Annotated in this window: 17 protein-coding genes and 1 pseudogene; 11 read left to right on the forward strand and 7 right to left on the reverse strand. The window is 68.7% G+C overall.

Going from position 1 to position 25362, the window contains the following annotated elements; all coding sequences use genetic code 11:
- The first annotated feature begins 56 nt into the window (after nucleotides 1-56).
- Together ACFYZB_RS23775 and ACFYZB_RS23780 are read left to right on the forward strand one after the other, a co-directional pair.
- Nucleotides 57-875, forward strand: a complete 819-nt coding sequence (locus tag ACFYZB_RS23775; protein WP_388761949.1) for a phytanoyl-CoA dioxygenase family protein — start codon at nucleotides 57-59, stop codon at nucleotides 873-875.
- The gene (locus ACFYZB_RS23780; protein ID WP_388761952.1) at nucleotides 872-1147 is read left to right on the forward strand and encodes a hypothetical protein; all 276 of its coding nucleotides are present in this window, start codon (nucleotides 872-874) and stop codon (nucleotides 1145-1147) included. Before ACFYZB_RS23775 ends, ACFYZB_RS23780 begins: the two co-directional genes overlap by 4 nt.
- A gap of 152 nt (nucleotides 1148-1299) precedes the next feature.
- Here the strand turns inward: ACFYZB_RS23780 and ACFYZB_RS23785 are convergent, their stop codons facing one another.
- The 5 genes and pseudogenes from ACFYZB_RS23785 to ACFYZB_RS23805 form a co-directional block, all read right to left on the reverse strand.
- On the reverse strand, nucleotides 1300-3033 hold the full coding sequence (locus ACFYZB_RS23785; protein ID WP_388761955.1) for an RICIN domain-containing protein: 1734 nt from the start codon (nucleotides 3031-3033) through the stop codon (nucleotides 1300-1302).
- Nucleotides 3034-3297: 264 nt separating this feature from the next.
- Nucleotides 3298-5739 carry a non-reducing end alpha-L-arabinofuranosidase family hydrolase gene (locus ACFYZB_RS23790; RefSeq protein ID WP_388761958.1) on the reverse strand — a complete coding sequence of 814 codons (2442 nt, stop codon included), beginning with the start codon at nucleotides 5737-5739 and terminating at the stop codon, nucleotides 3298-3300.
- Between the two features lie 126 nt (nucleotides 5740-5865).
- Nucleotides 5866-6651: a hypothetical protein gene (locus tag ACFYZB_RS23795; protein ID WP_388761960.1), complete on the reverse strand. Its 786-nt coding sequence runs from the start codon at nucleotides 6649-6651 to the stop codon at nucleotides 5866-5868.
- Entirely contained in the window at nucleotides 6648-7178 is a 531-nt protein-coding gene (locus tag ACFYZB_RS23800; RefSeq protein ID WP_351207645.1) for a SigE family RNA polymerase sigma factor, read from the reverse strand. The genes ACFYZB_RS23795 and ACFYZB_RS23800 overlap by 4 nt, the downstream gene beginning before the upstream one ends.
- A 145-nt stretch (nucleotides 7179-7323) precedes the next feature.
- A pseudogene (locus tag ACFYZB_RS23805) lies at nucleotides 7324-7673 on the reverse strand (hypothetical protein); the annotation flags it as partial.
- 354 nt (nucleotides 7674-8027) lie between these two features.
- Between ACFYZB_RS23805 and ACFYZB_RS23810 the strand changes: the two are divergent.
- Entirely contained in the window at nucleotides 8028-9803 is a 1776-nt protein-coding gene (locus tag ACFYZB_RS23810; RefSeq protein WP_388761963.1) for a cellulose-binding protein, read from the forward strand.
- Between the two features lie 189 nt (nucleotides 9804-9992).
- Here the strand turns inward: ACFYZB_RS23810 and ACFYZB_RS23815 are convergent, their stop codons facing one another.
- Nucleotides 9993-10790 carry a FadR/GntR family transcriptional regulator gene (locus ACFYZB_RS23815; RefSeq protein ID WP_388761965.1) on the reverse strand — a complete coding sequence of 266 codons (798 nt, stop codon included), beginning with the start codon at nucleotides 10788-10790 and terminating at the stop codon, nucleotides 9993-9995.
- Nucleotides 10791-11168: 378 nt separating this feature from the next.
- Here ACFYZB_RS23815 and ACFYZB_RS23820 point away from each other — a divergent pair, with 378 nt between their 5' ends.
- The 8 genes from ACFYZB_RS23820 to ACFYZB_RS23855 all read left to right on the forward strand — a co-directional run bounded on the left by ACFYZB_RS23820 (nucleotide 11169) and on the right by ACFYZB_RS23855 (nucleotide 22951).
- On the forward strand, nucleotides 11169-12530 hold the full coding sequence (locus ACFYZB_RS23820; protein WP_388761968.1) for an ABC transporter substrate-binding protein: 1362 nt from the start codon (nucleotides 11169-11171) through the stop codon (nucleotides 12528-12530).
- Nucleotides 12527-13441, forward strand: a complete 915-nt coding sequence (locus ACFYZB_RS23825) for a carbohydrate ABC transporter permease (RefSeq protein ID WP_388761971.1) — start codon at nucleotides 12527-12529, stop codon at nucleotides 13439-13441. Before ACFYZB_RS23820 ends, ACFYZB_RS23825 begins: the two co-directional genes overlap by 4 nt.
- Nucleotides 13442-13496: 55 nt before the next feature.
- Nucleotides 13497-14399 (forward strand): carbohydrate ABC transporter permease, encoded by a 903-nt coding sequence (locus ACFYZB_RS23830; RefSeq protein ID WP_388761973.1) that lies wholly within the window; start codon nucleotides 13497-13499, stop codon nucleotides 14397-14399.
- Nucleotides 14400-14465: 66 nt separating this feature from the next.
- Nucleotides 14466-16448 carry a hypothetical protein gene (locus tag ACFYZB_RS23835; protein ID WP_388761975.1) on the forward strand — a complete coding sequence of 661 codons (1983 nt, stop codon included), beginning with the start codon at nucleotides 14466-14468 and terminating at the stop codon, nucleotides 16446-16448.
- A complete protein-coding gene (locus ACFYZB_RS23840) occupies nucleotides 16448-16792 on the forward strand; it encodes an L-rhamnose mutarotase (protein WP_388761978.1) in 345 nt (114 codons plus the stop codon). Before ACFYZB_RS23835 ends, ACFYZB_RS23840 begins: the two co-directional genes overlap by 1 nt.
- Nucleotides 16789-17670 (forward strand): amidohydrolase family protein, encoded by an 882-nt coding sequence (locus ACFYZB_RS23845; protein ID WP_388761981.1) that lies wholly within the window; start codon nucleotides 16789-16791, stop codon nucleotides 17668-17670. Before ACFYZB_RS23840 ends, ACFYZB_RS23845 begins: the two co-directional genes overlap by 4 nt.
- A 94-nt stretch (nucleotides 17671-17764) precedes the next feature.
- On the forward strand, nucleotides 17765-20878 hold the full coding sequence (locus ACFYZB_RS23850) for an RICIN domain-containing protein (RefSeq protein WP_388761984.1): 3114 nt from the start codon (nucleotides 17765-17767) through the stop codon (nucleotides 20876-20878).
- A gap of 21 nt (nucleotides 20879-20899) precedes the next feature.
- On the forward strand, nucleotides 20900-22951 hold the full coding sequence (locus tag ACFYZB_RS23855) for a family 43 glycosylhydrolase (RefSeq protein WP_388761987.1): 2052 nt from the start codon (nucleotides 20900-20902) through the stop codon (nucleotides 22949-22951).
- 90 nt (nucleotides 22952-23041) lie between these two features.
- Here the strand turns inward: ACFYZB_RS23855 and ACFYZB_RS23860 are convergent, their stop codons facing one another.
- The gene (locus ACFYZB_RS23860) at nucleotides 23042-24967 is read right to left on the reverse strand and encodes a glycoside hydrolase family 97 catalytic domain-containing protein (RefSeq protein ID WP_388761989.1); all 1926 of its coding nucleotides are present in this window, start codon (nucleotides 24965-24967) and stop codon (nucleotides 23042-23044) included.
- Nucleotides 24968-25362: the final 395 nt, after the last annotated feature.

Here is a 25362-nt window from a genome sequence, read left to right on the forward strand (position 1 = left end):
AGCACTGGACGATTTCAGCCCACGACCGATCCCGGCAGGGCACGTACGTTCGTCGCATGTCAACCAGTAAGCAACTCCTGACATCGGTTCAGGTGGCGCGCTTCGTCGCGCAGGGATTTCTGCGCCTGGCCGGGGTGGTGCCGCAGGAGATCAATGAACGGGCCATCGCGGCCTTGACCGAGGGCCTGCCGGAAGTGTCCTACGGCACTCCGCTGGGCGTGGCGTTCGCGCGGGACACCTTCGTCCACGAGCTGCTTGCCCTGCCGGTCGTCGCAGGCGCCGTCGAGAGCCTGGTCGGCCCCGAGCCGACCGTCGACCACCATGCGGTGCATGTGCGCGAGCCGCACGAGGGACAGGCGCAGCCGCTCCACTCAGACGCGATCATCGATGTGCGGCCGGATGCGTTCGACATCCAGCTCATGTACTACCCGCACGAGGTGACGGCCGAGATGGGCGGCACCCTCAGTGTGCCCGGAAGCCATCTCCGCAGGATCAACGAGACGGACGTCGGCCGTGTCCAGAACCTCAGGGGGCAGACCCGTCTGACCTGCCCGGCAGGCACGGTCGTTCTCGTGCACCACGGCATCTGGCACAGTGGCCGCCGCAACGACACCGCGGGTCGTCGCTACATGTACAAACTCCGCCTCAACCCGACCGTACCGCAGGTGTGTCTGTGGGACGTCTCCGACCTGCACGACCCTGCGGTGGCCGCGGAACTCAATACGTACTTCCCCTGGTACGAGCAGGCCACGGCCCGACTGGAGATCTACAACCGGGTCCTGTTGTGGCGGGCCCTGACCGGCGACGACTCGTTCGATGTCGAGTACTGGGTCACGCGCGTGAACAATCGGCCGGCCTTGAGGATTCCCGCATGAGACAGCAGGTTCTGGTCCTCTATCTCGCGACGTCGGCGCTGGACTCCGATGTCGTGGGCTGGTCCCGATACGACGGGACCGGCCGTACCCGTCCGACGACCGGCGACAGCGACGAGCCGCCCTATCCCACAGGGCTCGCCGCGCTGCGCGACGGGTGGCGCCTGTTCCAGGCCTCCCAACTGCTGCCGCCTCATGCCGGGCACGAGTACGACGTCTCCTTCCTCAAACACGAGTTCTTCTTCGAGAAGGTGGAGGACAGCCCTCACTCCTGACCCGGTGCTGGGACTGGTGCTCCTGTCCGGTGGGTGGCGTATCGTCAGCCGTCGACCCGCCTCGGACACGGAGTTGCCCCACGGAGCCCCGTTTGTGGGCAGGGGGCGAACCCGGCCCCATCGCAGAGATGGGGCCGGGTTCGCACTACCGCCTACTTGAGCGCCGTACCGCCCCTGTTGTGATAGGCGATCGTCTTGCTGATCAGGTTTCCGCCGTCGGTCTCGATCGATGTCTGCTCCTGCTGCCCTGCACCGAACAGCAGGCCGGCGATATGCGCGTCCGCCACCTGGTCCATGTGCCCGAACAACCAGTCCACCTTGTCGTCCTTGTAGTGGTTGAGGGTGTTGTTCTGCGCCATGTTGCCCACGGGGATCTGCCACAGGACCACCGGCTTGCCCACGGACTCGGCCATCGTCTTGTAGAACCTCAGCGAGTCAGCGGCCTTCTGGTCGGTCCAGAAGGTGTCACGGCCGCCGTGGGCCGGCTGTGCGTACCAGCCTGCGTCGCGGTCCGACACGTCGGTGACCAGGAGGTCGGCGTTCTGTGCCCCGAGGCTTGCGTAGTCCTTGATGCATCCCTGGGTGTTGTTCTGCCAGTCCCAGCAGGTGAGGTGGAGCCCCACTGCGGTGTGCGGCGCGTACTTGTGCGCCATCGAAATCAGGCAGCGGGAAAGTCCGGCGGCGCTGTTCTCCTGGGATCCGCAATCCGTCGGATTTGCGGCCGAGACCTGCGCGGCAACCTTGTGCGGATCGCCGAGCGACCGGACGTAACCCCAGAAGTCGGGTTCGAGGTCGATCATGTCGTTCGAGTTGCCGATCTTCTGGAGGAAGAAACGGTAGTCGTTCATGTACCGGGTGAGCAGGTCGAGCCGGTTGATGGCCACGACCTCGCCCGGACCGTCGCCCTGTCCTGCCGCATCCCCGAGGTCGCGCAACGAGTACCAGGTCCAGAGCATCTTCTGCGGGCGCGGGCTGCCCTTGTACGTCGCGTGGGCCGCCACGGTGTCCCGCCAGGTCACGTAAGTGCCGGGCGCCGTGGTGCTGCCGTTCCAGCAGCCCCACCAGCTCGACCACGCGGCCTGGCAGAGGGATGCCGAGTAGTAGGCCGACGACGGCGCGGGCTGGCTGTGCACATACGCGTACCGCACGTCGAACGGGGCGGCGTTCGCCGAGGCGTCGGACATCGAGCCGCCGATGAGCACCGTGCTGCTCCCCATGAAGCGTTTCGTCGAGCTGTCGCCACCAGCCTCGGGAGACGACGGCGACGACGGGTGCGAGCCGCTCGGAGCCTGGCTCGTGGGAGCGCTGCCGCTCGGCGCGGTGGGTGTGCCGCCGTTGTCGACGCTCCCGGCCGGGACGAGTCGCCATTGCTGATTGGCGCCGCCCCGGTCGGGGTACTGGATGACGTCGCCCCCGTCGGCCTTGGCGGCGTTGCGTACCTCGACGGCCATGCCACTGAAACGATTGATCAACCGCATGTAGCCGTCCGAAGACTCCGCCAGTTTGAACTGCTGGTTGGCGCCGTTCCGGTCGCTCCACTGCACGATGTCGGAGCCGGCGGTCTTCGACCAGCCGAGGTCGTCGAGCACCTTGCCGGAGTTCCGGTTCTGCAGCCGGTAGTAGCCGCCGCCCGCGTCGATGAACCGCCACTGCTGGTTGGCCCCGCTGTGGCGTGCCCACTGCACCACCGCCGCGCCGTCGTTCGTGGCGTAGGCGCGGTCATCCAGCACCTTGCCACTGTTGCGGTTGACCAGCACATACCAGGTCTTCGGGCTTACGGGTTCCGCTGAGGCAGTGCTGACCACAACGGCGGAACCGGCCACGACAGCCATGACGACGGCCGCCCAGAAACCCCGACGCGCGAACAACCGACGGGTGCGATGCATCGGGCGACCACCGCGGGCGTGGCCGCCGGCCCGGCGGCCACTGCCCCTGGACGCCACCGATGACGTGGGTGGGCCAGGGACATGTCTGTGCTCTCGTCCAAGGGACAACTCTTTGCTCTCTTTCAGCCGTTGGATCTGACCGGACCCACCTGCCCGGACACCATTGAGTGGTCCGGCGGGTCCAAAAGGTTGCCGCGGAGATCCACAGATTTTTCGCCTTGATCGCTTCCCCTTCGCCGCCGCGCGGCACGGCGACAGGCCGGTTCAGCGCTGCAGGGTGAGGAGACCCGGCCGCCACGGCAGTCGGTCGTAGGGGCCGCTCGCGGTGGGGGACTTGCCCTGGTAGAGGAACTGCAGGTGGCAGGGGTCGATGGTCATGGTCTGGTCGGGGTTGTTGCGGACCAGGTCACCGTGGCTGATGTCGTTTGTCCAGGTGGCGCCGCTGTTGGCCTTGCCCGCGAAGGGGTTGCTCTCGCCGGCGGCCTGCGGTGTCCACGAACCGCTCAGGCTGGAGGCCGTGAACGAGCGGAAGTAGCGCTGCTCATTCGCACCCCGCGCCTCGACGATCATCAGGTACTGGTTCTGACCCTGGACCTTGTAGACCTGCGGCGCCTCGAACAGGTTCTTCGTGGTGTCGCTCATGACCGTCGTGTACGACGAGCCGAAGTTGCCCGGGAAGTTCCCGATCGGCATGCTCGCCCGGTAGATCTTGCCGTTGTCACCGGCGAAGAACAGGTAGATGTTCTGGTCGTCGGCGATCAGTGTCTGGTCGATCGGGCCGGTGGAGGATTCAGTCTTGGGGATGCTGCCGGTGAACAGCGGCTGCGGCGAGGACCAGCCGCCCGGGTTGGTGGGGTCGCTGGAGGTGCGGTAGACGAAGGGCGAGGCGCCCCACTGGGACGCCAGCACCCAGACCTTCTTGGGCGCGAAGTAGAACAGCGTGGGCGCCACCGCGGACTGGCTCATCCCGGTCTGACCGGCCGACGCCATGTCCGACCAGTTCGTGAAGGGAGCGAACGCCATCGAGCCGTACGACGATCCCGACACGCTCGACGCGTAGACCAGGTGCTTGCCGTTGTACACCACGTCGGTGAAGTCCTTCACCGCGTCCCACCCGTTCGCCGGCTGCGCCAACGCACCCGTCGACGTCCACCGGTACGTCGACGGAAGAGCACACGTGCCGCCCGCCGGCGCGGGCGCCGAAGTCCTGAGGTTCCAGTGCTGGTTGGCGCCGCCGGCCGAGTCCCAGATCTGGACGGGGGTGCCGTTGGCGGTCCGACCGCCGGGGATCTCCAGCGCCCGGCCGCTGGCGACGTTGGTCAGCGTGTAGGAGCCGTCGTCGTTCTGGTGGGCTCGCCAGTGCTGGTTGGCGCCGCCGTTCGATTCCCAGACCTGCATCCTCGTTCCGTTGCCCGTCTGGTTGCCCGGCTCGTCCAGTGCCCGCCCGCTGGCGACGTTGGTCAGTGTGTAGGAGCCGTCGCTGTTGCGGCCGGCCCGCCACTGCTGGTTGGAGGCACCGCTGGCATCCCACACCTGGAGCGGGGTGCCGTTGCCGTTGTATCCCGCGGGCTCGTCGAGAACGCGTCCGGCGGCCACGTCGGAGAGCGTGTAGACCGCCCCGGAGGTGATGCCGCCCCCGTCCGGCGTGCCGCCGCCGCTGCTGCCGCCCAGGGAGGTGAGCACCGCGCTGTAGGCGGCCTTTTTGTTGCCGGCCGCGTCGAACAGGAGCGGGTTCTCACCGGTGCGCCAGGAGTCGCTGTCCCTGATCCCCCACACCGTGATGCCGGTGCATCGGGCGACGTTCATGCACGCCTGCACGGTGTTGGCGTAGGCGGTCGGCGAGGCCTGGGCGATGTCGAGTTCGGTGATCTGGACGTCGACGCCGAGCGCGGCGAACTTGGACAGAGTGGTCTGGTAGCCGGCCGGCGGGCCGCCTGCGCCGAAGTGGCTCTGGAAGCCGACGCAGTCGATGGGTACACCGCGGGACTTGAAGTCCTTGACCATGTTGTAGACGCCCTGCGTCTTGGCGTCGGTCCAGTTCTCGATGTTGTAGTCGTTGTAGCAGAGCTTGGCGGAGGGGTCGGCGTTCCGGGCGGTGCGGAAGGCTTCCTCGATGAAGCCGTTGCCCAGCACGTCCTGGAAGACCGAGCTGCGGTGCTGACCGCTGCCGCCGTCGGCGAAGGCTTCGTTGACCACGTCCCAGGCGTAGATCCTGCCCTTGAAGTGGCTCATCTCGGTGGTGATGTGGTTGTCCATCACGCTGCGCAGGGTGTTGGCGTCGGTGATGGACTTGACCCAGCCGGGCAGTTGGGAGTGCCAGACCAGGGTGTGGCCGCGCATGCGCTGGCCGTGTGCGGAGGCGTGGCCGACGATCGAGTCGGCCGGGCCGAAGTTGAAGGTGCCGCGGGAGGGTTCGGTGGTGTCCCACTTCATCTCGTTCTCCGGGGTGATCATGTTGAACTCCCGGTCGAGAATCGTGGAGTACGCCGAGTCGCCGAGCCTTCCCGCAGCCACGGCCGTACCGAAGTAGCGGCCACTGCCGGCCGCTGCACCGGCCAGGGTCGGGGTGCGGGCATCCGGCGTGTGTGCGGCCTGGGCGACCAGGGGTACGGCGGCACCCGCGGCGGCGAGGACCACGGCGGCGGCGAGCACGCGGCGGGTCGCCGGACGACGGCGATGAGAGCGGTTCTGATCTGACAACGGCATGTCCTTCTGGCGCAGCGGGCCTTGATCCGGCCTCGGTTACCTGCCAGTTGCCGCCGCGTACACAAAGGTTGCCGCGATCGAGGGAAGAATTTTCACGGCCGCCGTCGCCATGCCGCACGGCGGCGTTCACCGGGTCGGGACGAACCCTCCCCGGACCGACGCGGAGCCGCCCGAACCCTGCGCGTCGACGCGGTAGCCGTCGCCCGCGGCACTGCGCTTGCCGGTGCCGTTGTTGAACTGGGCGGCGAACTCATAGCTCCCGGCCGGCACGGTCAGGCCCGGCTTGAGGACCCAGCGGTAGACCAGCGTGCCGCCGGCCTCCTGGGCGGTGACGGTGAAGTCGCCGCTCGGCAGGGTCTGCCAGGTGCCGGTGTTCTTCACCCCGCCGGTCTGCACGATCCGCATCTCGATCGTGAGCGAGGTGAGCGGCCGGGTCGTCTTGAGGGCGAGGTTGGTCTGCGTCCAGTAGACGGTGCTGCTCGGGTCGACCGAGCCGGCCGATGACAGCGCCCCGTTGTGGCTCTCGTCGGCGGTCGGCGATGGACTGGTGGCCGGCGGAGTCGGGCGCGCGCTGCCCGGGGTGGTGACCGGGGCCGGCGCGACAGGGGTGGGGCGGGCCGACGTCGGGTGGGGGGAACCGGCGGTCGGGGACGGGGTGGCAGGCGTGGTCACGGTGGTGGGCGGCGACGAGTGCGCGACGATGGCGGCGACGGCGAGGCCGCCGGTCGCCAGGATGCCGGTGGCGGCGAGCCCGGCGAGCGCGACCCTCGTCCCGGACCTCGCGAACGGCCGCGCGCGGTGACGGACGGCGGGGCCGGCCACGCCGCGTTGCACCCGGGCCAGCATCCTGGCACGGTCGGGCCGGTGGGCCTCGGCGGCCTCGCGCAGCCGACGGGCGATGTCCTCGTTCACCGGTTCCTCCTGCCTGCCACCAGGTCCCCGACCGCTCGTGCGCCCAGTATCCTTTCCAGCTCGGCCATTCCCTTCGAGGTCTGGCTCTTCACCGTACCGACCGATATGCCCAGCGCCGCCGCCGTGTCCTTCTCCGACAGGTCGAAGGCGTGCCGCAGCACCACGCAGGCGCGCTTGCGGAACGGCAGCCGGGCGAGCGCCGCGCGGACGTCCAGCACGGCCGCCATGTCCGGCCCCTCCACCTTCTCGGGGCTGCGGGACCAGAACAGTGTGATCCGCAGTCGCTCGCGCACCGCGCTGCGGATCCGTCCCCGCGCCAGGTTGGCCACCACACCGCGGGCGTAGGCGAGCGGGTGGTCGGCCTGCCGCAACCGGTCCCAGCGCTGCCACAGGGCGACCAGGGCATCCGCCGCGAGGTCGTCCGCCGCGTCACTCTCGCCGGTCAGCAGGTGTGCTAGACGGGCGAGTTCGGCATAGTGGCGTTCGAAGAATTCGTGGAACTCCGCGGACGCGTCATCGAGGACCATCCCCCGGTCGCCCTCTCCTGGCAATGACGTGCGCGTTGGTTGCGCGTTTAACAACAACGGGGGTGCAGCCTAACAGCGCCCAGCCCGGGATTCGAACAGCGGTCGTGCTCGGTTGCGGGCCGGTGAAGGCTGACCGGCGGGCTGGTCAGCGCCGGGCGAACTGGACGCCGGTCGGCTGCGCGACGTCCGGCCGCACGGCGATGCCGTCGACGGCCAGCTCCTCCCCGTAGATGCCGGTGATCCTGAGGGCCCCGCCGCAGCCGGTGCTATCGGCGGACAGGAAGTACTTGTGGTCGGTACGGGGCAGCTGCCGCCGGCCGTCGGCGGTCCGCACCTCCAGCGCGGCCACCGGGTTCCGGTGGCCGATCACCTGGATCCCGCACCAGGTGATCGGGAGCCGGCCCACCGACAGGTCGGCGAGCTCGGCGAACGCCCGTCGGCTGAGATCGATTGCCCCGGCGCACAGGGCCACGGGCATTCGTTGTCGATCCGCACCGCCGCCCGCCGCAGACCCGGCATCGGACGGGGCGGCCGCCCGCGCGCCTGCGGCGGACGCGTCGGCTGCCCGCCCGGAACCGGTTCCGCTCCCGGTGAGGACGCTCAGGGCCAGGCACACCAGCACACCCCCGACCAGTCAGCGCCAAGGGAATGCCCGTGACCAGTCCGCGCCTGCGCCACGGTTGCGGCGCGGCGTGCTTCGTTGCTCTCGTGCCCGTCCATCCGGAAGAACATCGGATACGGCGGCAACCTTTCCCTCCTGAGCGGCCACCTAGGGGTGCACCACCACGGCGAGCGCAGTCAGCTGTGCCACGCCACCCGTAGTCCACGCACTCCGATCGGGAGCCACACGTGTCATCTGACGACCCGACAACCGCCGAGCAGCCGACGCCTCGGGGCCGCACGCACCGCCGCAGCCGAACGCGCCGCCGCATCGTGGCGGGGACGGTGGCGGCCCTGCTGGCCGGGGCCGGCGCGGTCGCCCTGGCGCTCAGCGCGGGCGCCGCGCCGACCGTCGCCGTCACCGTCAACGCAGGCACCTCGCTGGGCACCGTGCCCGGCACCGGGGTCGGCCTCAACACCGCGGTCTACGACGCCTACATGAACGACGCCAAGGCGGCGACGCTGATGAAGGCGGCCGGGGTCCGGCAGCTGCGCTTCCCCGGCGGCTCGGTCGCGGACGCCTACCACTGGAAGACCCACACCGTCACCGGCGGCAGCTGGGCCGCGCCCGGTACCGACTTCGACCACTTCATGGCCACCGCGAAGAAGGTCGGCGCCCAGCCGATCATCACTGCGAACTACGGGTCCGGCACGCCCCAGGAGGCCGCCGACTGGGTCAAGTACGCCAACGTCGACAAGCACTACGGCGTGAAGTACTGGGAGATCGGCAACGAGGTCTCCGGCAACGGGTACTACGGCAGCAAATGGGAGGTCGACAACCACGCCGACAAAAGCCCGAGGGAGTACGCGAAGAACCTCCTGGCCTACGCGAAGGCGATGAAGGCCGTGGACCCGACGGTGAAGATCGGGGCGGTGCTCAACACTCCGGGCTCCTGGCCGGACGGGGTGAAAGCTGCCGGCGACGACGCCGACTGGAACCACACGGTGCTCTCCATCGCGGCCAAGTCGATCGACTTCGTGATCGTCCACTGGTACCCCGGCGGTTCCAGCACGGCCAACCTGCTGAGCAGCCCCGCCAGGATCGCCGGCACCGCCTCCGCGGTGCGCTCGCTGATCAACACCTACGCGGGCCCGCACGCCGCCTCGGTGAAGATCGCGATCACCGAGACCTCCAGTGCCGATTCGGTGGCCCAGACCAGCCAGGCCGCGGCGCTGTTCGCGCCGGACACGTACATGAACTGGCTCGAGCAGGGGGTCGTCGGCGTCGACTGGTGGGACCTGCACAACGGGCCGGGCAAGCCCACCACCGTCAACGGCGAGACCGACTACCAGGACGGGGGCGTCCTCTCCGTCGGAGGCTGCTCCGGCGGGACCTGCGAGCCGGCCCGCGAAACGCCCTTCTCCACCTACTGGGGCATCCGCTCGCTGACCTCACTCGCGCAGCCCGGCGACACCATGGTCAAGGCGTCCTCGGCCAACCCGTCGGTCGCCGTGCACGCGGTACGGAGCAGCAACGGCGGCCTGAACGTCATGCTGATCAACAAGAACCCGCAGAACGCGGCACAGGTGTCGCTGTCCTACAGGGGATACACCCCGGCCCCGGGAACGGTCAGGACCGTTTCCTACACCAAGGGCGGCACCGCCCTGACCGCGGCGACACGGGGAACGGCGGCCGCACAGACACTGCCCCCGTACTCGATCACGACTCTCCAGCTGAAGCCCTCGTCGGCGGCCACCGGCACCGACACCCCGTCACCTGCCCCCACGCCGACCGCCGCCGCGCCGGTCGCCTCCGCCTCAGGCGCGATCGGCACCCGAGCGCAGGCGTCGGCAGCCGGCGTACCCGTCGGCCGGCCGGACCGGAGCAGCACGGCCGGCGGCGGCCTGGCTTCCACCGGGATGAGCAACGCGGTCGCCTACAGCGCCCTCGGTGGCCTGCTGGCCCTCGGCGCCGGCTCCGTGCTGGTGCTTCGCGTCCGCAGCAGGGCTACGCACGGCAGGTGAACCTTCGCCCAGCGGCTGACGGCCCGGCAGCACCTCCACCCACCCGTGGCGTGCGTCCCGGGCCGTCCACGTTCATGGGCACGACGTCGACATGTGCGGTCGCGATGACGCCGACGGCCGTTGCGTCCCAAGTCGAGGGACGCACTGTCGTTCAGGATCCAGCCGGTCAGGTGGGAACCGAGCACGACGCTATCCGAACAGGCGCCGCTGGATCTCCCGCCGGTAGTCCTCGAGTGTCCTGTCGAGATGTGCCGCCGTAGCCTCGGCCGCCTCCTCGGGCCGGCCGTCGCGAATGGCCCGGTAGATCACCTCGTGCTCCACGACCGCGGACTCGGTGCCATCGCCGAACCTGTCATGGATCCCGATCGCGCTGGACTGCCGTTGCAGGCGCCGAGCGTCCCGCACGGCGCTGGCGAGGAAGGCGTTGTGCGAGGCCGCAGCCACGGCCTCGTGGAAGTCGTCGTCCGCCTGGTTGAACTCGTCGACCTGACCGTGGACGAATCCGTGCCGGCACTGCTGCACGGCCACCTCGATGGTCCGCAGCTCGGCGGGCGTGGCACGGGTGGCGGCCAGACTGCTCGCGGCCATCTCCTGAACCCTGCGGAACTCGAACAGCATAAGGACGTGATCGAGGTCGACGGGGCGGAAGAAGCCGCCCCAGCGGCTGGTGATGAGCATGCCCTCGTCGTCGGCGACGAACAGCCCGCGTCCCTTGTGCGCCCGGACCCGGCCGAGCGCCGAAAGGATCTTCACGGCCTCCCGCACCACCGCTCTGCTGGTGTTCAGCCGCTGGGCCAGGTCGTTCTCCGTGGGCAGCCGGTCACCCGCCGCCAGCCGGGACTCGGCGATGAACTCGAGGATCCGCTCCGCCACGACTTCGTAACCGGGGCGGTAGTCACGCCGCTCGTCCGAGCCGTTGACCGCTGCCGCCGCAGCGGGGGAGGCCTGCGCCGACAGGGCGGCTTCGGCCGCGGGCGTGTCGTTCATCTGTCCTGCCTTCGGGATGACTGCTACGAGGGCGGTTGATCGCTGTGGAGCCGCGCTCATTCTACTCCCGGCTCAATAATGAGTAGTACTCATTGTGCGGAGATCCACTCCGTAGAGTTTTAGTCTCGAATACACACAAAAAGGAATGTCTCGGGCTATCTCCTTGACAGATCCGGAGTCTCGGCCGTCGATCACAAGGAAGAAGCAAGCACACACCCTTGACTGATCCCTCTATAAGGCGCCTAATTTCTTCCGCGACGGCACGTGGGCCCGGCCGTCCACGGTCCCCGACGCCGACCGGTAAGGCCTGGCGTCGCCCCATCCTCGCGCCACCTGCCCATCTGCTCGGGGCGCCCTGTGAAACCAGTGGAGTCGCACATGACCGTCAACAAGCCTTCGTCCGGCCAGGAGAGAGTGTCCAGCAAGAGGCGTGCGGCGTTGCTGGTCGGCTGCGCGGCCACCGCGGCGCTGACTCTGGCTGCTTGCGGCGGCGGCGCCACGGGTACGACGACCAAGGACGGCTTCGCCCAGGTACCGCAGAAGGACGGGGCGTTGACGGTCTGGGTGGACGCGACCCGTGTGGCGGCCGCGAAGCTGTACCAGAAGCAGCACCCGGACGTGAAGATTGACATCGTCACCTACGACGGTGACGCCAACGGTTCCAACTACCTCCAGACCAAGGTCCAGCTCTTCAACCGCACCGGCCGGGGCTGGCCGGACGTCGTCTTCAGCTCCCAGAACAACGAGGCCTCCTGGGCGGTCGACGCGGGCTTCGCCGCGCCGCTCAACAAGGGCCTGATCCCCTCCGCGACCCTGGCCGATTTCGCCGACGGCGCCAACGACGTCTGCACCGTCAACGGCACCGTCTACTGCCTGCGCAACGACCTCTCCCAGGCGGTGCTCTGGTACAACGCGCCGCTGCTGAAGAAGTTCGGCTACACGGTGCCCACGACATGGGAGGAGTACCAGCAACTCGGCGAGAAGGTGGCCAAGGAGCACCCCGGCTACCTGGTGGGCGACGCGGGCGACGCCTTCACCCCCGAGATCTACCTGTGGGCGGGCAAGTGCGGCGCCAACCACATCACCGGGCCCAAGTCCGTCTCGGTGAACACCACCAGCGAGGCCTGCACCAAGATGGCCAAGCTGATGGACGTACTGATCAAGAACAAGTCCATGTCCATCAGCGGGGTCTTCAGCACCGACTTCGGCAAGAACGAGGCCGACAAGGTCCTGCTCATGCCGGGTCCGGCATGGTACGGCGGCGCGCTGTTCGAGGGCACCTTCAAGACCCCGGCCAAGCAGATCGCGGCGGCGCCCATCCCGCAGTGGAAGGGGGAGACCTCGCCGTCCACCGGTAACGTCGGCGGCGGCACCTGGCTGCTGTCCCAGCACTCCGCGCACATCAAGGCAGCCGCCGACTTCCTGAAGTGGGTCACCACAGACAACGCCTACCAGGGCGAGAAGGCACCGGGCTTCCCCGCGTACGCGCCGGCCGCCGAGGTCTGGCTGAAGGGGCAGGACGCCTCCGGCTACTTCGCCAGTGACCTGAGCGCCCTCAAGGCCGCCTCCTCCCAGGTCTGGTCGGGCTGGGGTTCGGGCCAGTTCAGCCAGGAGGCGATCTGGGCCGCCACCGTCAAGCCCGGCCTGACCCAGGGCAGGACCGTCGTCTCGATGCTGCCGGCCTGGCAGGACTCCATCGTCAAGTACGCCAAGTCCAACGGATACAAGGTCTCCCAGTGACCCTCACCCACTCCCCGGCAGGCTCTGCCACCCGGCGCCGTCGCGGCGCCGCCCGGCAGAGCCGGGCCGGTATGGCCTTCGTCGCCGCCTACGTGCTCTTGCTGGTCGCCTTCGGCGTCCTTCCGACCGCCTACGCGGTCTACTTCGCCTTCACCGACGCCGGGGGCACGGTCACCGGCTTCGCCAACTTCGTCACCACGGCGCAGGACTTCCGCTTCCTGGACGCCGTGAGCCATGTCGCCGCCTACCTCGCCTTCTGGCTCCTGTCCCTGGTGGTGTTCGTGGTGGCCCTGGCGCTGCTGCTGCACCGCCTGGCCTCGGGTTCCGCCGGCAAGGCGCTGCGGTTCCTCTACTACATCCCCGGAGCGCTCGCCGGCGCCGCGAGTGTGCTGGTGTGGCTGTTCATGCTCGACCCGACCGTCAGCCCGGTCAGCTCGCTGCTGGACGCGCTGGGGTTCCACACCTTCGGCGAGGTGATCGCGCCCGGCAACCTGCCCCTGCTGTTCACGATCATCGCGTTCTGGACCGGCGCGGGCGGCTGGATCGTCGTCATGTACGGCGCGCTCAACAACATCCCCACGGACGTGATGGAAGCCGCGCGCATCGATGGCGCGGGCGCCTGGCAGACCGCCTGGCACGTGCAGATCCCGATGCTCCGCAAGTGGATCGTGTACATGGTGATCCTGGCGTTCGCGGGCGGCGCCCAGCTGTTCGTCGAGCCGCAGTTGCTCTCCCTCGCCAGCGTGGGCGTGGCCGGACGCGACTACTCGCTCAACCAGCTGACGTACGACTTCGCCTTCCAGATGAACAACATCAACGGCGCCGCCGCGGTCTCGGTGGAGCTCCTGGTCGTCAGCGTGTCGGTGGCTGCCGTCTTCGTCGCACGGTCGGGGTTCTTCGATGCCGACTAAAACCTCCGGCAGTCGAGTCACCGGCACGGCGAACTCGGAACGGGATGCGCCCCTCATGAGCCGATCTCACCGCCAGCCGCCGCACCGCCGGCCCGTACGGCACCTGCCCTCCCGACTGCTGACGGGATCCGTACTGGCCGCGTTCCTCGCCTTCTTCGTGCTGCCGGTGCTGTGGCTCGTCCTCGCGGCGACCAAGACCGACCAACAGCTGGTCCACGGCAACCCGCTGTCCTTCGGCTCCTGGCACGCGCTGAAAGCCAACTGGCATGCGCTCACGGCATTCCAGGACGACGCCGTCATGCAGTGGCTGGGCAACTCCGCCCTCTACGCGGTGATTTCGCTGATCATCACCCTCGGTGTCGCCATTCCCGCGGGATACGCCCTGGCCATGACCGAGTTCCGCGGCCGGCACACCCTGCTGGTCGCGACCCTGGTCGTGATGCTCATGCCGAACGCCACGCTGGTGGTACCGCTGTTCCTGGAGATCAACGCGGTGCATCTGATCGGCACGATGTGGTCGATCATCCTGCCGTACTCGTTCTATCCGTTCGGCGTGTACCTGACGTACATCTACTTCACCACCGCCGTACCGAAGGACCTGCTGGCCGCAGCACGGATGGACGGCTGTTCGGAGTTCCGCGTCTTCTGGCACATCGCGCTGCCGCTGGCGACCCCGGTCGTCGCGCTCGTGGGCTTCTTCAGCTTCGTCGCCAACTGGACCAACTACTTCCTGCCGTACGTCATGCTGCCCGAGAGCAGCCAGATGCCCATCCAGGTGGGAGTCGGAACCCTGCTCAGCAACGTGCCGTCCTTCAACCCGACCGTTGGTGACCTGGCGATCCAGCGCCCCCAGCTGGCTCTGGCGACGCTCGTGGCCATCACGCCCGTGCTGATCGTCTTCCTCTTCGCCCAGCGCTTCCTGGTCAGCGGGATGCTCGCCGGCGCCACCAAGGAATAGCGGCCCGTCCCGGCCGTCGTCACCGGCGTGCGCCGTCCCGCCGCCCGCCCCGAACGGAGTTCCCCCATGCCCTCCAGCTCTGCCGACCGAACCACGGCCGAGGACGCCGCCTGCGACCACCCGGTCGCGCCACCCGAGATCGAGGCGGAAGTGCCGCTGCTCGAACCACCCGGCTGGGCCGTGGCCCAGCGGTCCCTTTTCGACCTCCTCGACCACGCCTGGCGCCGCTTCGCCCGCGACTTCACCGGCCCGGACGGCCGCCTGAACTACTCCGGCCCGCTGACCACCCGCGACGGTGTCGACGACTTCTACGAAGTGTTCTTCAACTGGCCCCAGCTGTACCTCCTCGGCGGCGCCGACGACCTGCTGCCCGCCAGTGAGAGGCACTGGGAGGGAGTGACCCGCCAGCTCACCGAACTCGGCATGCTGCACGACGAGTACGAGCGCGGCTACGACTGGTTCCACCAGGGCGAGAGCCTGCTGCTGCTCTACTTCCTGTGCATGGCCGCCCCCGACCGCTGGCGTGAGCGCGCCCTGCGCTTCGCCGAGCTGTACGTCGACCCGGCCAAGGGCAACTACGACCCCGCCCACCGCATCATCACCCGCCCGCACAACGGCAGCGACCCCGACCGCACCGGCCTGTTCGACGGTGACGTCTACCCCTGGCTGCTGAAGGAGGCGGAGGCCTACGGCTTCCCGCTCGACTGGATCCCCGAGGCCGACGGCGGCCCGTACCCGCTCTCCGCGGACCCGCGGCTCGGCGCGCAGATGCGGGACCGGATGGGCGTCGGCGACACCGCGGTCAACCTCGCCGCGGCCGGGCTGGTCCTCAACGCCTGGATCCTGTCCGGCGAGGAGCGCTACCGCGACTGGATCGTCGAGTACGTCGGCGCGTGGCGTGAACGCACCGAGGCGAACGGCGGTCTCGTCCCGGACAACGTGGGGCCGGACGGCGTCGTCGGCAGTCTGCTGGAGGGCCGCTGGTACGGCGGCCACTACGGCTGGTCCTGGCCGCACGGCTGGCACAGCGTGGGCCACGCGGCCTGTGTGGCGGCGCTCGCGGCGGCCACGGTCACCAGGGACGACGGCTACCTCTCCATGGTCGCGACCTCGCTCGACACCCTCATCGGTCACGCCAAGGTGATGCCGCACACCGAGGCCGACTCCAGCCTTCCCTCCAAGTGGGCGGTCGAACTCGGCCCCGATGTCCGCACGCCCACACCGCACCTGCCGTTCCGGCACAACGACTCGGGCTGGTTCGACTACAACCCGGTCACCGCCCCCGTACCGGTGGCCCTGTGGCACCACACGGCCTCCGACGCCGACCGTGCCCGGCTGGAGCGGCTGCGTGAGGCCGACGGCATCGACTGGCGCACCGTCCGGCCGTTCCGGGCCAAGGAGGAGTCCGGGCACGAGAAGGCGTGGTTCGCCTTCCTCGCCGGCGACGACCCCGGCTATCCCGAGCGGATCCTCGCCACCGCCCAGGCCCAGGTCCGCCACCGCCTGCGGCGCATCGACCGCTACCGCGACCTGGACGTGCCCGAGGCCGACATCCACGTGTGGCAGCTGTGCAACCCCGTGGTCACCGAGACCCTCGTCCAGCTGACCTGGGGCGGCCCCCAGGTGCTCTACAACGGCGGCCTGCAGCAGGCCCGGCTGCGCTACCACGACGCCGACGCCCGCCGCGCGGGCCTGCCCCCGGACGTGGCCGCGCTGGTCACCTCCATCGACCCCGAGGCGACCACCGTCGAACTGGTGAACCTCGCGCCCGGGACGGACCGCACGGTGATCGTCCAGGCGGGAGCCTTCGCCGAGCACGCCATCACCGCCGTCCGGTACACCACCTGCGAGGACGACGGCTGGATCGGCGACATGTACGACTACGGCCACACCGAGCCGCTCGTCACCGAGAAGGAGCAGGTCGGCGTCGGCGCCTACCTGACGGTCCGGCTGCCCGCGTCCACCCGTATCCGGCTCACCCTGCGCCTCCGGCTGCGTGCCCACACTCCCAGCTACCGGACCCCCTTCGCCCCCCAGGAGGGTGCGTGATGAAACGCATCGCCCAGACCATCAGGCTCCGGCCCGAGCACCGTGAGGAGTACCTCGAACTCCACTCGGCCGTCTGGCCGGGCGTCGAGGCCGCCCTGCACCGGGCGAACATCCGCAACTACAGCATCTTCCTGCACGGCGATGTGCTGTTCGCCTACTTCGAGTACCACGGCGACGACTTCGAGGCCGACATGGCCGCCCTGGAAGCCGACCCTGAGACCCGCAAGTGGTGGAAGGCCACCGACCCGTGCCAGGAGCCCTGGCCCGACCGGGGCGACTCCCGCCAGTGGACGGCACTCACCGAGGTCTGGCACCTGAGCCCGCCCCCCGGGACCCCGTCATGACCGCCACCCCCGTCCCCGGCATCGTCGACGCCCACCACCACCTGTGGGACCTCGGCCGGCGTCCGCAACCCTGGCTCGACGACCCCGCCCTGACAACGATCCGCCGCACCTTCGCCCCCGACGGCCTGCGGTCCGCTGCCACCCGCACCATCGCCGGCCGCAGTCTGCATCGCACGGTGGCCGTGCAGTGCATCCCGGACGTACCCGAGACGGAGGACCTGCTCGCGCTCACCGAGCGGGAGCCGCTGATCGGGGCCGTCGTCGGCTGGGCCGATCTGACGTCCCCGGCGATCGGTGACCTGCTCGACGGGTTGCTCGCCGGGCCGGGCGGGACGTATCTGCGGTCCCTGCGTCATCTCGTCCAGGGCGAGACGGACCCGGGGTGGCTGCAGCGCCCCGACGTCGAACGCGGGCTGGCGGCCGCCCGGGACCGCGGGTTGCGCTACGACGTGCTGGTCCGCAGCCACCAGCTCGACCAGGCGATCCGGCTGGCGGAACGTTTCCCCGACCTGCCCCAGGTGCTCGACCACGCGGGCAAGCCGTCGATCGCCGACGGTGACCTGGCCGACTGGACACGCCGGATGGGTCTGCTGGCCGCACACCCGCACGTGGTCTGCAAGGTGTCGGGTCTGATCACCGAGGCCGACCACGACAGGTGGACCACCGCCGACATCCGCCCGGTCTGGGACGTACTGCTGTCGTCGTTCGGCCCCGACCGCCTGATGTTCGGCTCCGACTGGCCGGTCGCGAACCTCGCGGGCGGCTGGAACCGCTGGGCCGCCACCGTGGACGACCTGCTCGACGGTTGTTCCGCCACCGAGATCCACGCGGTGCTGGCCGGTACCGCGACCGCCTTCTACCGCCTCCCCGCCGACTGACCGTCCGCACTCGTGCCGCACACCGTGTCAACCGCCCCCGGAGCCGCCGCATGAACGCATTCCCGACCGCCCGCACCCACAGGAGGGGCAGACGATGAAGCCCGTCACCTCCACCCGACGCACGATGTCAGCAGCGCTCGCGGCGGCCCTCTCCGCGCTGCTGCTGACCTCCCTCACGACGCCGACCCCGGCCTCGGCCGCGAACCAGGCGACCTACTACGTCGCCCCCGACGGCGACGACGCGGGCCCCGGGACGATCACCGCGCCGTTCAAGACCCTGCACCACGCACGGGACGTCGTGCGCACGGTCAACAACGACATGACCGGAGACATCACTGTCTATCTCCGCGGCGGCACCTACCCGGTGACCAGCACCATCGACTTCACCTCGGCCGACTCCGGGACGAACGGCCACCATGTCGTGTACGCCGCCTACCAGAACGAGAAGCCGGTGCTGAACGGAGGCGTTCAGGTGACCGGCTGGACCCAGCACAGCGGGAACATCTGGAAGGCCACGCTCAACCGCGACGACAAGCTCCGCGCGCTGTACGTCAACGGCAAGCGCGCCCAGATGGCCTCCAAGACCATCAACTCGGCCGGATGCTACGGCACCTACACCGTGACGGCCGGCCAAGCCCCCTGGGCCTGGGAGTCGGGTTCGCAGTGCGACGGAGCCAAGTACAGCCTCTCCGACCTGCCCGCCGTCGCCTCCAACCAGGACGACGTCGAGATCAAGTCGGCGACGACCTGGACCACGGCCATCGTGGGGGTCCGGCAGATCACCACCAGCTCGGACGGCGCGGGCCGCGTGGCCCTGTTCCAGGAGCCGGGTGCGGCCATCGCCCAGGGCCCGCCGAACGGCAACTTCCAGGCCGGCAGCGGAAGCCACACCCTCATGAACGCGTACGAGTTCCTGGACCAGCCGGGCGAGTTCTACTTCGACAAGACGCAGCACACCCTGTACTACTACAAGTCCGGCTCCGAGGACATGAGCACGGCGCAGGTCTTCGCGCCGAACAACGTGTCCACCCTCATCAGGATCGCCGGCACGTCCACGACCGACCACGCCCGGAACATCACGTTCTCCGGGCTCACGGTCGAGCACTCCGACTGGAACCTGTTCAATGTCGCGGGCTCCTCCTTCCGGCAGGGCCAGCAGGGCAACGCCGGCTCCACCGTGTACGCGAGGAAGAACTTCCACGCGTACACCTACCGCAACGTCGACCTGCCGCCGGGGGCCATCCAGATCGGGAACGCCGACGGGATCGTCCTGTCGCGCAACACGGTGCAGCACACCGGCGCCGACGGCATCACCCTGGCCAACGACGTGACGGACTCGCAGCTGACCGGCAACGTCACGAACGACATAGCCGGATCCGCCCTCACCGTGGGGCACCCCCAGCACGTGTACATCGGTGACTACACCTCGACCAACCACGAGAAGTACCCGGTGAACGTCGAGGGCGTCTGCAAGAACATATCGATCACGGACAACTACCTCTACGACAGTGCCGTGTTGTTCCAGGGGTCGAGCCCCGTGTCGGCCTACTTCGTGGACTCCCTGTCCGTGCAGCACAACCGGATCGAGAAGTCCCCCTGGGCGGGCATCACCCTCGGCTGGGGATGGTGGAACTTCGACGGTTCGGCGAACTCCATCAATCCCGGGGTACCGACCACCACGGCCAGGAACAACACCGTCAAGTACAACGAGATCGTCGACACCATGCAGGTGCTCGGCGACTCCGCTCCCATCTACACACTGGGCAGCCAGCCGAACACCGAGATCAGCGACAACTACATCCAGGGCGTGCCGGCCGGCCACAAGTACGGATTGCACCCGGACGAGGGTTCCGCCTACCTCAACGAGCACGACAACGTCCTCGACGTGGACCCGAATGTCGCGTACACCATCAACTCCGGCACCTGGGGCCGGCAGCATGACCTGACCATCACCAACACCTACGGCCCCGTCAACAAGATCTTCAGCAAGAGCGTCCCGAACAGCACGATTCAGGACGTGCGCGCGTACCCGGACAAGGTGTGGCCGTCGCAGGCGTACAGCATCGCCGTGAACGCGGGCCTCGAGGACGCCTACAAGGACCTCGTCCCGCAGAGCAACCTGGCTCTGCAGGACTACGCCCTGCCCGCCAGCACGTTCACCGGCAAGGGCATGTCGTCCATCCCCGTCCGCCCCCTCGGCGACGCGACCAGGACGCTCTGGCTGGCTCCCTCCGGTACGACGACGTTCGCCGTCGGCCCCACCATGACGAAGGCGGCCGGAACCGCGACGACCATCGCCGTCCCGCCGAAGCCCGGTGACTACCACCTCTACGTCGTGGACGCCCAGGGAAACGCGTCCACCGCGTCGAAGTCGCTCGTCCGGCAGCGATGGACCTACGTCGACGACAAGGACTCCGGTCTCACCTACTCCTCCAACTGGTCGAACTGGCACGACGCGCAGGACTACAAGGGATCCGAGAGCTACACCAACAGGGCGGGAGACTACGTCCAGTACTCCTTCACCGGTTCGGGCGTGCGCTACCTCAGCATGAAGCAGCCGAACATGGGCAAGGTCGACGTCTACATCGACGGCACCCTGGCGCAGTCGGGCATCGACGCCTATGCCTCGACGGTGACGAAGCAGGTACTGCTGTTCGAGAAGACGGATCTCGCCGCGGGTCCCCACACGATCAAGGTCGTGTGCACCGGAACGAAGAACACGGCCTCTTCCAACACCGTCTGCGCCCTGGACGCGTTCGCCTCCATCCCCTTCCCCACCACGAGCGTGCTCGACAAGGTCCTCAACAAGAACAGCGGCAAGGCGATCGACGTCTCGGGCGCATCGACCGCCGCAGCGGCGAACGTCATCCAGTGGAACGACACCTCAGCGCAGAACCAGCGCTGGCTGTGGTTCCCGGTCGGTGACGGCAGCTACGAGATCGTCAACGAGAACAGCGGTCAGCTGCTGGACGTCACAGGCGGGTCCACCACGGACGGCGCGACCGTCGTCCAGCAGCCCGACAACAACGCCGCGAGCCAGCACTGGACCCTGGTGGCCGCCGGAAACGGCTACTACAAGATCAAAAACGTGAACAGCGGCAAGCTGCTCGCGGTGTCCGGCTCCTCGACATCAGCAGGCGCCCAGCTCGTGCAGACGACGGACACGAACGCCGACAGCCAGCTGTGGCAAGCCGTGAGCGTGGACTGACTCCCTCCAAGGACGGACATCGTGGACATCACCAGAAGACAGCTCGGCCGGCTCGCCGCGGTCGGCACCGGGGCCCTCCTGCTGCCGGGGCTGCTGCCCCCCAGCAGGGCCGCGGCAGCCACACCTCCCGCCGGCACGTGGGGGGACCAGGGCGACGGCACCTACGTCAACCCCGTCCTCCCGGGCGACTTCAGCGACTGGGACTGCATCCGGGTCGGCAACGACTACTACGGCATCACCAGCACGTTCGGGTACTCGCCCGGCGTGGCCGTCCTGCACTCGAGGGACCTGGTCAACTGGCGGACGCTGGGCGGCGCGGTCGGCGATCTCACTCGTATCGGGCCGGAGCTGAACTGGGACCGGATGAACCGCTACGGCCGTGGCGTGTGGGCCGGGTCCATCCGCTACCACGCGGGCCGGTACTGGGTGTATTTCAACACCCCCGACGAGGGTTTCTTCATGACGTCGGCCCCATCGCCGAGCGGCCCGTGGGATCCGCTGACGGCGGTGTGGCGGACCTCCGGCTGGGACGACCCGTGCCCGTTCTGGGACGACGACGGTCAGGGCTACCTGGTCACCACGCACTACGCGGACGGCTACAAGATCAACCTGTGCAAGCTGTCCGAGGACGGCAAGTCGCTGGTCGGCTCGCCCACGGTCATCCACCAGTCGCCGGGCAGCGAGGCCAACAAGCTGTACAAGATCAACGGCCTCTACTACCACCTGTACAGCGAGGTGAAGTCCGAGGGCCGGGTGCTGATGATGAACCGCGGCTCCAGCCTCTACGGCCCGTTCGAGACCCGGCAGCTGGAGCACGTCAACGCCTCGGTGGACCGCGAGCCCAACCAGGGCGGGCTCGTGCAGGCTCCGGACGGCACGTGGTACTTCGTGACCCACCACGGCCACGGCGCCTGGGAGGGGCGGCCGCTGTCCCTGCTACCGGTGACCTGGGTGGACGGCTGGCCGATCCTGGGCCGGGTGGGCGCGGACGGCATCGGCACCATGGTGTGGACGGGCCAGGTGCCCGCCGGCGGCACGCCCGGTCTGCCGGTCGACGCGCTTCCCTCCGTGGTGACCAGCGACCTGTTCACCGACAGCCGCATCAAGCCGCAGTGGGAGTGGTACTACCAGCCGCGCGCGGACCACTGGTCGCTCACCGAACGGCCCGGCCACCTGCGGCTGAAGGCGTTCGCCCCGCTGGTGGCCGACAACCTGACCAAGGTCGGCAACACCCTCACCCAGCGGGTGCTGCGCACGGCGGGCGGCGCGACGGTGACCGTCCGCCTCGAACTGGCCGGCCTCGCCGACGGCCAGCACGCCGGGCTGTGCCACTACGCGGGCACCTACGCCGGGCTGGGCGTGCGGCGCTCCGGGACCACCACCACGATCGCGCACAACGCCGACGGCACCCTGACCCACGGTCCGGTGGTCACGCAGAGCGCCATATGGCTGCGCACCACCTGGGACGTCAACGGGGTCAGCCAGTTCTCCTACAGCCTCGACGGCAGCTCGTTCACCTCGTTCGGTGGCACCTACCAGCTGACCTGGGGCGGTTACCGCGGTGACCGGATCGGCCTCTACACCTACAACCCCAACAACACCGGGTACGTCGACGTGGACTCGGTGCAGTACGCCATCGCGCCCACCAGGGCCTACAAGTGCGTCAGCGTGCGCAGCGGCAAGGTCGCCGACGTCTCCGGCGCCTCCAAGACGGACGGCGCCAACGTACTCCAGTGGACCGACAAGGGCGTACCGAACCAGCAGTGGACCTTCCAGTCCACCGAGGACGGCTACCACACCATCATGTGCGTCCACAGCGGCAAGGTCCTCGACGTGGCGGGGTCCTCGTTGGCGGACGGCGTGCGGGTCGTGCAGATGACCGCCGACGGCCGAACGAGCCAGCAGTGGCAGCTGCGCCCGCAGCCCGGTGGCGAGTTCGTCCTGGTCAACCGCAACAGCGGCAAGGTGCTCGACGTCAGCGGAGGCAGTACGGCCGACGGTACGGCGCTCATCCAGTACCGCGACAACGGCGGCTCCAACCAGCGCTGGACCTTCCAGCGGGTCACCGGCTAGCCCACAGGCCGCCGACCGCACCTCACCCAGCCTGTCCGGTGAAGGCGCGCCCCTCTGAGGTGAGTACGAGCCATCCCGGGTCACGGCCCCTCATTCTTGGCTCAGGACGACCGCCTGGCCGCCCGCGGGGGCCATCGCGACGCTCAGCGTGGTCGACGAGGTCACGGTCTGTGTGCTCACGACGACGGGGGTCTGGTACGGGCTGCTGCCCGGTGTTCCATCGGCGTAGAGCGTCGCGGTGTAGGTGCCGCTGCCGAGGAAGGACAGCGGGATCGACAGGGTCCGGGCGGTCTCGTTGGTCATCGCCCCCAAGTACCAGGTGGTGCCGCTGCGCCGGGCGACCGCGATGTACTCGCCGATCGCACCGGCGAGGGTCCTGCTCTGGTCCCAGACGGTGGGTATGGCGTCGAACCAGGGCAGTCCTGGCCAGTTGGAGGGGGTGGAGTACTTCGAGGGGGCGTCGTACCAGTACAGGAACTCCAGGGGCTGGTAGTACACGGCGGCCATCGCCATCTGGTGGGCGTTGGTCGTCCGGTCGCGGGACTGGCCGTAGCAGATGGTGTAGTCCATCGGGCCGCCGATGTTGCGGGTGAAGGGCAGGGTGACGTTGTGCGTGGCGGTCGGGAAGTGCTCGTTGCCCCGCACGCCCTCCAGGCTGATCCAGTTGGGGTAGGTCCGCTCGTAGCCGAACGGCCGTACGTCGTCGTGTGCGTCGATCAGCAGCTTGTGCTTGGCCGCTGTCCTGACCAAGGCGGTGATCTGGTTCGTCATCGCCTGTGTGCCGTCGTTGATGAAGCCCAGCTTGACGCCCGCGACGCCCCATCTCTGGTAGAGGGCGAACAGGCTGTCCGGGCTGCTCAGGGCCATGGGGTTGACGTAGAGGAGGACGCCGATGCCTTTGCCGGCGGCGTAGGAGATGACCTTGGGCAGGTCGATGGCGGAGATCGGCTGCGTGGCGTCGGTCGAGGTGTGCTCCGGGCCGTACCACCCCGAGTCGTACTCGATGTACTGCAGGCCGCGGGCAGCGGCGAAGTCGACGCCCGCCAACCCGTCCGCGGTGGTCAGGTTGCACCGGAAGACCTTGCCCGGTCTGATCCACGACGTGTCGGCGAGAGCGCCGGCCGGGGCCAGGTTGAGCACCAGCTCCGCGTTGTCGACCAGTTCGGCGTGGGTGGAGCCGATCACCACCGCGCGCCAGGGCGTGGCGAACGGCGTACTGACGGTGGAGGTCGTCTGGACCGTTCCCGAGCCGCGCGCGGTGTGCTGCATCAGGTACACCGCGAGGGCGTTGGGCTGTCCCGATACCGAACTGAGCATCATGCGCGGGTAGTTGATGCGGGTCGACTCACAGACACAGGCGATGAGCCCGCTGCTGTAGGTCGCGGTGAGGGGGATGTCGGTCAGGGGGCCGGTGTCCGTGGAGGAGGTTCCGGTGGGCGGGATGGAGCCGGGCGCGACCGGGTTGTAGTCGTCCTCGTCCCGCGCGCCGTAGACGAGTGTGCCGTCCGGGAAGACGAACGTCGTCAGTTCGCCGGCGATGGCGGCGGTGCCCGGGTCCAGCAGGACGTAACGGAATGCGACTCCGGTCGCGTAGGCCCGTATCTGCACACCGAAGTTGATGGAGGTGCGGCTGTCCCGGAGGTTCCAGCGCATCTCCTGGTAGGTGTCCAAGACGGTCGCGCTGCGGCCGTACACCGGGTTCCATGTGCGGTCGACATGCCAGTGCTGGTAGTTCGTCAGGACGGCGTCGGTGCCGAGGGTGGTTCCGTCGCTCAGCCGCAGGCCCATGGCCGAACCGGCCACGACTGTCGCGCCCTTGCGCCGGGCCGACCACTGGAGCGAGCCGCCCGTCAGCGACATGGTGATGCTGGTGGTGCCGTCGGTCGATGTCGCGGTGACGGAGGCGTCCGAGGCCTCGGCCGGATACGTGCTGCCGATGCCCAGCGCGGCCGTCGTGGCGGCGACAGCCGCGCCCTTGAGCACCCTGCGGCGGGAGGGTTCCTCAGGCCCTGACACGTTCACAGTCGGTCCACCTCGCTTGGATTTGGTTTCCAACAAACTCAACCAGCAAGTAACAGATTCTGACTGTTGCGAAGTTTCTACGCCTGCCCCGAACCAAAGGTCAACCCCTCGTATCCGTCCTCCCGCATGTCCGAAATCCTGGACAGTCTGGGCGACTTGGGGTCCTGACGAGTCCGGCTGGGGTGTGCTGCGAGCCGGTCAAGCTTAAACAAATTCGAACGCCATCCTTGACGTCGCGTACATGCCACGACTCTCATGGGTCTCCGCCGACATCCAGGGATCGTCAACCTCGACAGAGAGGGACGCACATGTTCAAGGGAGTTCCCCGGACGCCCGGAAGCCGATGGCGGCGCAGAGCCGTCGCGTTCCTGACCCTGCTGGGAGGCCTT

The organism is Streptomyces sp. NPDC001852, assembly GCF_042891825.1.
GTDB lineage: Bacteria > Actinomycetota > Actinomycetes > Streptomycetales > Streptomycetaceae > Streptomyces.

What these genes read in the sequence shown, in the direction of transcription:
- ACFYZB_RS23840 (WP_388761978.1), top strand. Translation starts at nt 16,448, where the DNA reads ATGAAACGCATCGCCCAGACCATCAGGCTCCGGCCCGAGCACCGTGAG.
- ACFYZB_RS23775 (WP_388761949.1), top strand. Translation starts at nt 57, where the DNA reads ATGTCAACCAGTAAGCAACTCCTGACATCGGTTCAGGTGGCGCGCTTC.
- ACFYZB_RS23815 (WP_388761965.1), bottom strand. Translation starts at nt 10,790, where the DNA reads ATGAACGACACGCCCGCGGCCGAAGCCGCCCTGTCGGCGCAGGCCTCC.
- ACFYZB_RS23850 (WP_388761984.1), top strand. Translation starts at nt 17,765, where the DNA reads ATGAAGCCCGTCACCTCCACCCGACGCACGATGTCAGCAGCGCTCGCG.
- ACFYZB_RS23820 (WP_388761968.1), top strand. Translation starts at nt 11,169, where the DNA reads ATGACCGTCAACAAGCCTTCGTCCGGCCAGGAGAGAGTGTCCAGCAAG.
- ACFYZB_RS23785 (WP_388761955.1), bottom strand. Translation starts at nt 3,033, where the DNA reads ATGCATCGCACCCGTCGGTTGTTCGCGCGTCGGGGTTTCTGGGCGGCC.
- ACFYZB_RS23800 (WP_351207645.1), bottom strand. Translation starts at nt 7,178, where the DNA reads ATGGTCCTCGATGACGCGTCCGCGGAGTTCCACGAATTCTTCGAACGC.
- ACFYZB_RS23780 (WP_388761952.1), top strand. Translation starts at nt 872, where the DNA reads ATGAGACAGCAGGTTCTGGTCCTCTATCTCGCGACGTCGGCGCTGGAC.
- ACFYZB_RS23790 (WP_388761958.1), bottom strand. Translation starts at nt 5,739, where the DNA reads ATGCCGTTGTCAGATCAGAACCGCTCTCATCGCCGTCGTCCGGCGACC.
- ACFYZB_RS23845 (WP_388761981.1), top strand. Translation starts at nt 16,789, where the DNA reads ATGACCGCCACCCCCGTCCCCGGCATCGTCGACGCCCACCACCACCTG.
- ACFYZB_RS23830 (WP_388761973.1), top strand. Translation starts at nt 13,497, where the DNA reads ATGAGCCGATCTCACCGCCAGCCGCCGCACCGCCGGCCCGTACGGCAC.
- ACFYZB_RS23835 (WP_388761975.1), top strand. Translation starts at nt 14,466, where the DNA reads ATGCCCTCCAGCTCTGCCGACCGAACCACGGCCGAGGACGCCGCCTGC.